This is a genomic window from Halomonas sp. KM-1 (assembly GCF_000246875.1).
Taxonomy (GTDB): Bacteria; Pseudomonadota; Gammaproteobacteria; order Pseudomonadales; family Halomonadaceae; genus Halomonas; species Halomonas aerodenitrificans.
Genome location: NZ_BAEU01000140.1, coordinates 21,416 through 30,939, shown reverse-complemented (window position 1 = coordinate 30,939; position 9,524 = coordinate 21,416). Strand labels below are relative to the sequence as shown.

At 66.3% G+C, this 9,524-nt stretch carries 8 protein-coding genes; 4 read left to right on the top strand and 4 right to left on the bottom strand.

Translation table 11 applies throughout. The features are described from left to right. Positions 1–1,226, bottom strand: a 1,226-nt coding sequence (dsbD, locus tag B8115_RS17385) for a protein-disulfide reductase DsbD (RefSeq protein ID WP_010629113.1), incomplete at its 3' end; no start/stop codon positions are given. A 198-nt stretch (positions 1,227–1,424) separates the two neighbouring features. Next, on the bottom strand, positions 1,425–1,955 hold the full coding sequence (ppa, locus tag B8115_RS17380; protein WP_010629112.1) for an inorganic diphosphatase: 531 nt from the start codon (positions 1,953–1,955) through the stop codon (positions 1,425–1,427). A gap of 298 nt (positions 1,956–2,253) precedes the next feature. On the opposite strand from ppa, the gene B8115_RS17375 reads away from it, so the two are divergent. After that, positions 2,254–3,909 carry a protein kinase gene (locus tag B8115_RS17375; RefSeq protein WP_370542925.1) on the top strand — a complete coding sequence of 552 codons (1,656 nt, stop codon included), beginning with the start codon at positions 2,254–2,256 and terminating at the stop codon, positions 3,907–3,909. A 62-nt stretch (positions 3,910–3,971) separates the two neighbouring features. On the opposite strand, the gene B8115_RS17370 is transcribed toward B8115_RS17375, so the two are convergent. After that, complete coding sequence (locus tag B8115_RS17370) at positions 3,972–5,231, bottom strand: 6-phosphofructokinase (protein WP_010629110.1); 1,260 nt, start codon at positions 5,229–5,231, stop codon at positions 3,972–3,974. Positions 5,232–5,410: 179 nt separating this feature from the next. Here B8115_RS17370 and mpl point away from each other — a divergent pair, with 179 nt between their 5' ends. The 3 genes from mpl (at position 5,411) to B8115_RS17355 (ending at position 8,091) form a co-directional block, all read left to right on the top strand. Further along, positions 5,411–6,790 carry a UDP-N-acetylmuramate:L-alanyl-gamma-D-glutamyl-meso-diaminopimelate ligase gene (gene mpl / locus B8115_RS17365; RefSeq protein WP_010629109.1) on the top strand — a complete coding sequence of 460 codons (1,380 nt, stop codon included), beginning with the start codon at positions 5,411–5,413 and terminating at the stop codon, positions 6,788–6,790. Beyond that, positions 6,783–7,400: a flavin prenyltransferase UbiX gene (locus B8115_RS17360; RefSeq protein ID WP_010629108.1), complete on the top strand. Its 618-nt coding sequence runs from the start codon at positions 6,783–6,785 to the stop codon at positions 7,398–7,400. The genes mpl and B8115_RS17360 overlap by 8 nt, the downstream gene beginning before the upstream one ends. Positions 7,401–7,467: 67 nt before the next feature. Further along, positions 7,468–8,091 (top strand): LysE family translocator, encoded by a 624-nt coding sequence (locus tag B8115_RS17355; RefSeq protein ID WP_010629107.1) that lies wholly within the window; start codon positions 7,468–7,470, stop codon positions 8,089–8,091. A gap of 24 nt (positions 8,092–8,115) precedes the next feature. On the opposite strand, the gene B8115_RS17350 is transcribed toward B8115_RS17355, so the two are convergent. Continuing rightward, positions 8,116–9,516, bottom strand: coding sequence for a bifunctional DedA family/phosphatase PAP2 family protein (locus B8115_RS17350; protein ID WP_010629106.1), 1,401 nt, complete (start codon positions 9,514–9,516; stop codon positions 8,116–8,118). Between the last annotated feature and the right edge of the window lie 8 nt (positions 9,517–9,524).

Below are 9,524 nucleotides of genomic sequence, written 5' to 3'. Positions count from 1 at the left end.
GCGACGCCCAGCAGCAGAATGCCGAAGGCGATCTTGACGCCGTTCATCCAGGCGCCGCTGCGCGGCAGTGCCGTGGCGCCGAAGGTGCCGACCAGCAGCAGCGGCACGCCCATGCCGAGGCCGAGCGCCAGCAGGGCGGCGCCTCCCATCATGGCATCGCCGGTGGAGGAGATGAACACCAGAGCGCCGGCCAGCGGTGCCGAGACGCAGGGCGAGACCACCAGCACCGACAGCGAACCAGCACCGGCCAGACCCAGGGGGCCGCTGCGCTGGGCGCGAGCCTGCCAGGCGTCGACGCGTCCCGCCAGGCGTGGCGACAGGCGCAGGTCGAAGGTACCGAACATGGCGAGTGCGAAGAGCGTGAAGAGCAGAGCGAAGACGATCAGCACCGGGGCCGACTGCAGATGCGCCTGCAGGTTGAGACCGGCGCCGAACAGGCCCATCAGCACGCCGACTAGGGCGTAGGTCAGCGACATGCCGGCCACATAGCTGGCGGAAAGGGCGAAGGCGCGTGGCCGTGTCGGGTTCTGTCCGACGATGATCGACGACAGGATCGGCACCATCGGCAGCACGCAGGGGGTGAAGGTCAGGCCCAGCCCGGCGAGGAAGAACAGGCCGAGGACCATGGGCAGGCTGGCCTCGCCGATCAGGCTGCTGAAACGACCGTCCTGGCTTTGCAGAGCGGGCGAAGTGGTAGCAGCCGTGGCGATGGCACTTCCGCCCGAGCCGTCGCCGTTACCGTCACGCCAGCCGACGAAGGCGGCCGGCATGGCGCTGGCGGGCGCCTGGAGTTCGACCCGCTCCGGCGGGTAGCACAGCCCTGCATCGGCGCAGCCCTGAAAGCGTACCGTGATGTCCAGCGGGCCTTCGGCGCTTCCTTGCAGCGGCGCTTCGAAGACCACGCGGTCGTAGAAGACGTAGACGTCGCCGAGAAACTCGTCGCTCTTGAACTCGCCTGCGGGGATCTCCGGCTCGCCGATCTCGAAGGCATCGTCGCGACTCTCGACGCCGAGCTGGTGGCGGTAGAGGTAGTAGCCCTCGGCATTCTCGAAGCCGATATAGAGGGTTTCGCCGTCGTGCCAGGCGCTGGGCTGAAAGGCCTCCATCACCGGCAGGAAGTCGCTCTGGTTGCCGGAAGACGACGAGAACCACTGGGCCTGGGCGACCAGCGGCACCCACAGCAGCAGGGTGCAGATCAGGCGTATGGCGAGATGGCGGTGAGTCAACGCAGAGGTTCCTTATCGAAACGTAGCCGGGTGTTACAAGGACCCGGGCGCGTTACGCCGAGTTCCCGGCGAGCTGATGGCTTCCTTAGAATACCTCAGTCGCCGGCGGGGTTAGAACCTTACGCCTGCGCTCCGATGTCGCAGGAAAACGAACGGGCCGCCCCAATAGGGCGGCCCGTGCGGCAGAGCTGGCTAGGTTCAGGCTTTTTCGTAGGCGGCCACGGCCTTCTCGATGGCCTTGCGGGCGGCATCGGCGCCTTCCCACGACTCCACCTTCACCCACTTGCCTTTCTCGAGATCCTTGTAGTTCTCGAAGAAGTGGGCGATCTGCTGGCGCAGCAGTTCCGGCAGGTCGGCGACTTCCTGAACGTCATCGTACAGGGTGGACAGCTTGGCGTGGGGTACGCACACCAGTTTGGCGTCCTCGCCGGCTTCGTCGGTCATGTTGAGGATGCCGACCGGACGGGCACGGATGATGCTGCCGGCCTGGACCGGGTAGGGAGTGACCACCAGGGCGTCCAGCGGGTCGCCGTCGTCGGCCAGGGTGTGAGGGATGAAGCCGTAGTTGGCCGGGTAGAACATCGGGGTGGCCATGAAGCGATCCACCAGCAGGGCGCCCATCTCCTTGTCGATCTCGTACTTGATCGGAGCGTGGTTGGCAGGGATCTCTATGGCGACATAGACGTCATTGGGGAGGTCCTTGCCGGCGGGAATGTGGTCGAAGTTCATCGTCGCTTCCTTCGTTGGCGAAAAGTTGAGGCCGCAAAATGCGCAGAATTATACGGAGCTGCTGTGAGGATTACCAATGCGACATAGGTGAGAGCCGGCCCGGTTTGGGCTTTGGTTGACAGGTTGTGTCGGCCACAAGCGTGTATGATGGCCGACGTCGGGCGGTTCGGCCAGTCATGTGGAGCGAGCGGTGATCAGCGACGATATCTCTAATGAGCGCGTGTTGTCGGCCAATCGGTTGGCGTTGAGCGTCGGGCAGGCCTTCGTGGCCCCCGACCGGAGACGTCATCGCAGCTCCATGTCGGTGCGCATTCCCGACCAGGCAGCACAGTTTTCCGCCAAAGGGGCGTGCGCCGTGATCAGCGATACCAGTTCGCGCAATGCCATTGCCAAGCAGGCCGGCGACCTCAGCGTGCGCGGCTTTCTGGCGGATTACTTCTCCACACCGGATCACTGGGACGTCAAGACCTCGGCCACCCGCGTGCTGCGTGCGCTCAATGGCTGGTGCTACAGCCAGAGCACCTTCGTCCAGGACGGCAGCTACGTCGCGTCGCTGTCGGCCATGGTCTATCGTGGGCGCGATGCCCATCTGTTCCACATGGGCGATACGCTGATCTTCCGCCTGCGCGGCGCCGAGTTCGAGCAGCTCTCGCGGGACCACATCACCGATCTGGGCGGCTACCGCTATCCGTCGCGTGCCCTCGGGCTCGACGGCAGCATCGACATCGATTATCTGCAGCTGCCGCTGAAGCAGGGCGATATCTTTCTCTTCACCACCCAGGCGGTGCGCGGCACCCTGATGCCGTCCGACTACGTGGGGCTGATTCGCCAGGACGCCAGCGATCTCGACGCCGCCTGCGAGCGGCTGGCGACGGCGGCCCGCGACCGAGCCCAGGAGCGCGGCTACGGTGCCGACCAGTTCTGCTTCCAACTGGTGCGTATCGATCAGCTGCCGGAGGCGGAGCGCGATCACCCCAGCCGCATCTACGGCGACCTGCCGATTCCCCCTGAGCTTGCCCCGGGCGAGCGTATCGATGGTCTGGAAGTGCAGGAAGTGCTCTCGCGCACCGCGCAGTCGCGGGTCTACCGGGTGCGCGATACGCGCACCGAGCGCGAAATGGTGATGAAGGCGCCCAGCCCCGAGCTCTCCAATCGCAATGCCTATCTCGAGCACTTTCTGTTGCAGCAGTGGGTAGTGGAGCGCGTCAAGTCGCCGTTCGTGGCACGGGTCATGGAGTCCTCGCGACCGCGCCGCCATCTCTACTACCTGATGGCCTACGTGGAGGGCATGACGCTCACCGAATGGGTCCGGCGCCACCCGCAGGCCAGTCTGGCCCAGCGTCTCGATATCGCCGTGCAGTTGGGCAAGGCGATCCAGGCGCTGCATCATCGAGAGGTGCTGCATCAGCGCATCCATCCCGACAACGTGCTGATCGATATCCACGGCCAGGTAGTGTTGATGGATTTCAGCGCCTGCCACATGCGCGATCTGGACGGACACCGACGCTCCCGTGAGCTGGCCCGCCAGACCGGCCTGTCCGAGCACAGTGCGCCGGAGTATGCGCTGGACGACGGCGTCGGGCGGCGTAGCGATCAGTACTCGCTGGCTTCGACGGTCTACTGGCTGCTGACCGGGGAGCTGCCCTATACGCTGACGCCGGACCGGCTGCGCAGCCATACCGATCTCGAACAGCTCGACTATCGCAGCGCCAGGCTGTTCAACCCGGAGGTGACACCTCAGCTCGACGATACGCTGCGCCGGGCGCTGGATCCGCAGCGCTCGCTGCGCTTCCGGCGCCTCTCCGAGCTGCTCTATGCACTGCGCCATCATGACGGGCGGGTCAAGCCCAGGCGCCGCGACCCGCGTCGTTTCCTGCGCGACCCAGCCAACTTCTGGCAGGGAGTGGCGGGCATTCTGCTGTTGCTGCTGGTGCTCTCCTGGCTGCTTAAGTGAGGAGGTCGTAACGCAAGAGCCCTGGCGGTTGCCAGGGCTCTTTGCTTGGGTGGGAAGCTGCCTCAGAGCTTGAATTCGGGCAGCTTGCGCTCCACCTTGGCCAGCTTGAGCTTGGCCACCTTGGGCAGGCCGTTCTCGAAAGGCGGGTAGTCCTCGCCCTGGATCAGCGGGGACAGATAGCGGCGGCATGCCTCGGTGATGCCGAAGCCATCCTCACGGATGTACTCGCGCGGCATGAACTTCTCGCGGTTGGCCACCTCGGCCAGCGGGGCAGACTCGATGCGCCACTCGTAGGGGGAGTCGCTGACCCGCTTGATGGCCGGCATCATGGCATTCTTGCCGGCAACGGCAAGCTCCACCGCCTGCTGGCCTACTGCATAGGCCTGCTCCACGTCGGTACGCGAGGCCAGGTGGCGTGCCGCCCGCTGCAGATAATCGGCCACTGCCCAGTGGTACTTGTAGCCGAGATCCTGCTTGACCATGCCGGCCAGCGTAGGCGCCACCCCGCCCAACTGACGGTGACCGAAGGCGTCGGTATTGCCCGAATCGGCGAGGAAGGTGCCATCCTCGTAGCGAGCGCCCTCGGAGACCACGATCACGCAGTAGCCGTACTTCTCCACGCACTCCTCGACCCGCGCCATCACCTTGCTGCGATCGAACGGTACTTCGGGGAAGATCACCAGATGCGGCGGCTCGCCCTCACCTTCGCCGGCCAGCGCGCCGGCGGCGGCGATCCAGCCGGCATGACGGCCCATGACCTCGAGCACGAAGACCTTGGTCGAGGTGGCGCACATGGAGGCGATGTCCAGCGAGGCTTCCAGGGTCGAAGTGGCGATGTACTTGGCCACGCTGCCGAAGCCCGGCGAGTTGTCGGTGATCGGCAGATCGTTGTCCACGGTCTTGGGTACGTGGATGGCGGTCAGCGGGTAGCCCATCTTCTCGGATAGCTGCGAGACCTTGAGACAGGTGTCGGCGCTGTCGCCGCCGCCGTTGTAGAAGAAGTAACGGATGTCGTGGGCCTTGAACACCTCGATCAGGCGTTCGTACTGGGCGCGATGGCTCTCGATGTCCTTGAGCTTGTAGCGGCAGGAGCCGAAGGCGCCGCCGGGGGTGTGGCGCAGGGCGGCGATGGCCTCGTCCGATTCCTGGCTGACGTCGATCAGATCCTCGGTCAGGGCGCCGATGATGCCGTTGTGTCCGGCATAGACCTTGCCGATGCGGTCGGAGTGCAGGCGGCAGGCTTCGATCACGCCGCAGGCGCTGGCGTTGATCACGGCGGTGACACCGCCAGACTGGGCATAGAAGGCGTTATGCTGGGCCATGGGGCGTAGGGGCTCCTGGGAAAAGTCCGTTTCATGCTTGACGACAAGGCGAAGTATTTTAGACGAAAGGCGGCGAGCCTGCACGCTGCTGGAGAGGCGGCGGCGCACCGTGCTAGTCTGCCGGTTCTTCCTGGCAGGCGGCGCCTGCCTGCGTTATGCGGTAATTAAGGTCGGACTCCATGCACGTTCATATTCTCGGTATCTGCGGCACCTTCATGGGCAGCCTGGCGCTGCTCGCACGGGATCTCGGCCATACCGTCACCGGTTCGGACAGCGGCGTCTACCCGCCGATGAGCACGCAACTGGTCGAGGCCGGCATCGAGCTGCGTGAGGGTTACGCCGCGAGCAACCTGGAACCACGGCCGGGTCTGGTGGTGGTGGGCAATGCCCTCTCGCGGGGCAATCCCGAGGTGGAGGCGCTGCTCGATCTCGGCCTGCCTTATACCTCCGGCCCGCAGTGGCTGGCCGAACAGGTGCTGCCGGGGCGGCGGGTCATCGCCGTGGCCGGCACCCACGGCAAGACCACCACGGCAAGCCTGACCGCCTGGCTGTTGGAGTGCGCCGGTCTCGAGCCGGGCTTCCTGATCGGTGGCGTGCCGCGCAATTTCGGTGTGTCGGCACGGCTGGGTGCCCCGGGCGCCCCCTTCGTGGTCGAGGCCGACGAATACGACACGGCCTTCTTCGACAAGCGCTCCAAGTTCGTACACTACCGGCCCGAGATCGCGATTCTGGGCAATCTCGAGTTCGATCATGCAGATATCTTTGCCGATCTGGCCGCCATCGAGCGCCAGTTCCACCACTTGGTTCGCACCGTGCCAAGCCGTGGACGGCTGCTGGTGGCAGATGGCGAGCCGGCGCTCGAGCGCGTGCTGGAGATGGGCAGTTGGACGCCGGTGGAGCGTTTTGGCAGCGATGCCTCGAGCCCCTGGCGCCTGGAGCCGGAACGGGATGACGCTTCGCGCTTCCGCGTTGTGCACCAGCAGGGCGAGGTGAACGAGGACGCTGTGGTCGACTGGGCGCTGACCGGCACCCACAATGCACGCAATGCTCTGGCGGCACTGGCCGCGGCACACGCCTGCGGCGTCGACCTGGCACGCGGCTGTGCCGCTGCCGCTCGCTTCGAGACCCCGCGTCGGCGCCAGGAAGTGCGCGGCGAGGTGGCCGGTATTCAGGTCATCGACGATTTCGCCCATCATCCCACTGCCTTCGCCGCCACCCTCGAAGGGCTGCGCGCCGCCACGCCCCGCGGTCGCCTGCTGGCGGTGATCGAACCGCGCTCCAACACCATGCGTCTGGGTACCCTGCGCGAACGCCTGGCGGCGAGTACGGCCGCGGCCGATCTGGCGTTCTGGTATCAGCCGCCGGGGCTGGACTGGTCGCTCGACCCGGTATTGGCGGCCAGTCCGATACCGGCACGTCTCGAGCAGGACATCGATACCCTGGTAGCGGTGCTGGTGGCCGAGGCGCGCCCGCTGGACCGTATCGTGGTGATGTCCAACGGCGCGTTCGGCGGCATTCACGCCAAGTTGCTGGCGGCGCTGGAGGTGGCGCATGAATGAACCCAATTTCCATCCACCCGTCACGGTAGCGCTCACCGGGGCTTCGGGCGCTCAGTATGGTCTGCGCTTGGTCGAGGCGCTGGTCGCCGCCGGCCACGAGGTGTGGGTGATGGTCTCCAAGGCGGCGCATCTGGTGATCGAGACCGAAACCGATGCCAGCCTGCCGGCACGCCCAGAGCGCCTGGCTCAGGCGCTGAGCGAGCGCAGCGGTGCGGCCGCGGGGCAGATTCGCTGCTTCGGTCGTGAAGACTGGATGGCGCCGGTGGCTTCCGGCTCGGGTGCGCCCTCGGCCATGGTGATCTGCCCCTGCAGTACCGGCACGCTGTCGGCGGTGGCCACGGGGGCCAGCAACAACCTGATCGAGCGCGCCGCCGACGTGGCGCTCAAGGAGCGCCGCCAACTGATCCTGGTGCCGCGGGAAACGCCGCTCTCGGCCATTCACCTGGAGCACATGCTGAACCTGACTCGTCTGGGGGCGGTGATCCTGCCGGCGGCGCCCGGCTTCTACCACCGGCCCGCCACGGTAGACGACCTGGTCGATTTCATCGTGGCGCGCATTCTCAACCAGCTCGGCATCGAGCATCGTCTCATGCCGCGCTGGGGCGAGTGAGCGCGCCGGACATCTCCTAGTCACCCTGACCTGCCAGACTGCCTGCCCAAGGACGAGGCCAAGCCGCATGATCAAACTCTCGTTGCTGTCGGTCTTCGTGCCGACCTTTCTGTTCGTCTCGCTGACGCCGGGTATGTGCATGACCCTGTCGATGGTGCTGGGTATGACGCAGGGCGTGAAGCGCACGCTGTGGATGATGGCCGGTGAGCTGGTCGGCGTGGGTCTGGTGGCGTTGGCGGCCGGGGCCGGCGTGGCGGCCTTGATGCTGCGTCAGCCGGAGCTGTTCGCCCTGTTCAAGTGGGTGGGTGGCGCCTATCTCGGCTATCTGGGGGTGATGATGTGGCGCTCCCGTGGGCGCATGGCAATCCCGCTGGAGAATGTCGAGCTACCGAGAGCCTCGCGGGGCCAGCTGGCGCTGCAGGGCTTCATCACCGCGGTGGCCAATCCCAAGGGGTGGGCCTTCTTCGTTGCGCTGCTGCCGCCGTTTCTCGATGCCTCGCGCTCGCTCGGCGGCCAACTGGCCATCTTGATCGCGATAATTCTGCTCATCGAATTTCTCTGCCTGCTGCTCTATGCCGCCGGCGGCAAGGGGCTGCGGCGGGTGCTCGGCGAGAGTGGCAACGTCCGCCTGCTCAACCGCATTGCCGGCACGCTGATGGTCGGCGTGGGGATCTGGCTGGCCCTGGGCTGAGGATTGGTGTCAGCCAATTCGGCATCATACCGGCGGCAGCAGGGCAACTCGGGCGGCGACGAGAGTCAGCGAGGCTACGGTGAGTGCCAGCCAGGGGCAGGGCGCGAGTGAGGGACGGGGCTTGCGCTGCCAGGCCAACCGCACCAGGGCGCACACCACCAGTCCCAGCAGACCGCCGCCGATGAGGTCCGACAGCCAGTGCACGCCGATCACCAGGCGTGACAGCGCCATGGGCAAGGCCAGGGCGATCGCCGTCCAGTAGACCCAGAAGCGGCGCTGCGAAGGCAGCTCCTGGGCGAGGAAGGCAGCTGCCAGACCGTACAGCACCACGGCTGACGAGGCATGTGCGCTGGGGTAGGCCAGCGAGCCGGTGAGGTAGTCCGGCGTGTCCGGGCGTGGCCGTCCGATCAACGCCTTGCCCAGTGTATTGAGCAGGGCAATGGCGCCGAGCCCGGCACCGATGTGGGCGAAAGCGGAAAAATGACGACGCAGAAGCAGCCACACGCCCCAGGGCAGCACCAGCGCCAGTATGCCGTACATGTCGCCGATACGCGCCAGTAACTGGCCGGCCTCGGGCAGCATCGGCACCACCAGGGTGTCGAAGAAGGCATGTACCTGCAGGTCGATGGTAAAGGGACCGCGCTGGCGGATGACGGCGATGGTCAGTCCGGACAGCCCGCCCAGCGAGAAGACCAGCAGCAGCCAACTGGCCAGAGGCACCTCGCCGCGGCGCCAGCTGCGCTTGAGCCAGGCTCGGCGCAGCAAGGGGCGGCGCCGGGCGCCGTGGGCCAGCAGTCGGTAGACGCGACCCGAGCGGCTGACCTGATGGCGCAGCCACGAGAAGGCCACCGTCAGCACCACGACGATGATCGCTAGAACGATCAGCAGCGCTTCCAGCCCTGCCGGTAGCGTGAGCAGTTGCTGCCAGGTCTGCCCCAGCAGATAGCCGGGCAGGACGTAGGCCGGTGCCCATAGCGCCGCCGAGGCAAGGTTGGCCCAGAGAAAGGCGCGCGGCGACATGTGCAGCATGCCGGCGATGAGCGGTATCACAGGGCGCACCGGGCCCACGAAGCGGCCGAAGAAGACCGACAGGCTGCCATAGCGTTGAAAGAAGCGGGCACCCCGCGCTAGCCACTCGGGATGGCGTGACAGCGGCCACAGCCGGGTGACTCGCTCGCGTTGGCTGTAGCCCAGGGCGAAGCTGATGCCGTCGCCGAGGACGGCACCGATGAAGGCAGCCAGCAACAGGGAGGTCAAGGCCATGTCCTGATGGCCGGCCAAGGATGCCGCGGCGGTGATCAACACCACGCCGGGCAACAGCAGGCCGACCAGGGCAAGAGACTCGAGCAGGGCGATGGCTCCCACGATGAACAGCAGCATCTCGGGGGAGGGGGCAAGCTGTTGCAGGGTCTCTGTCAGGCTCAAACAGCACT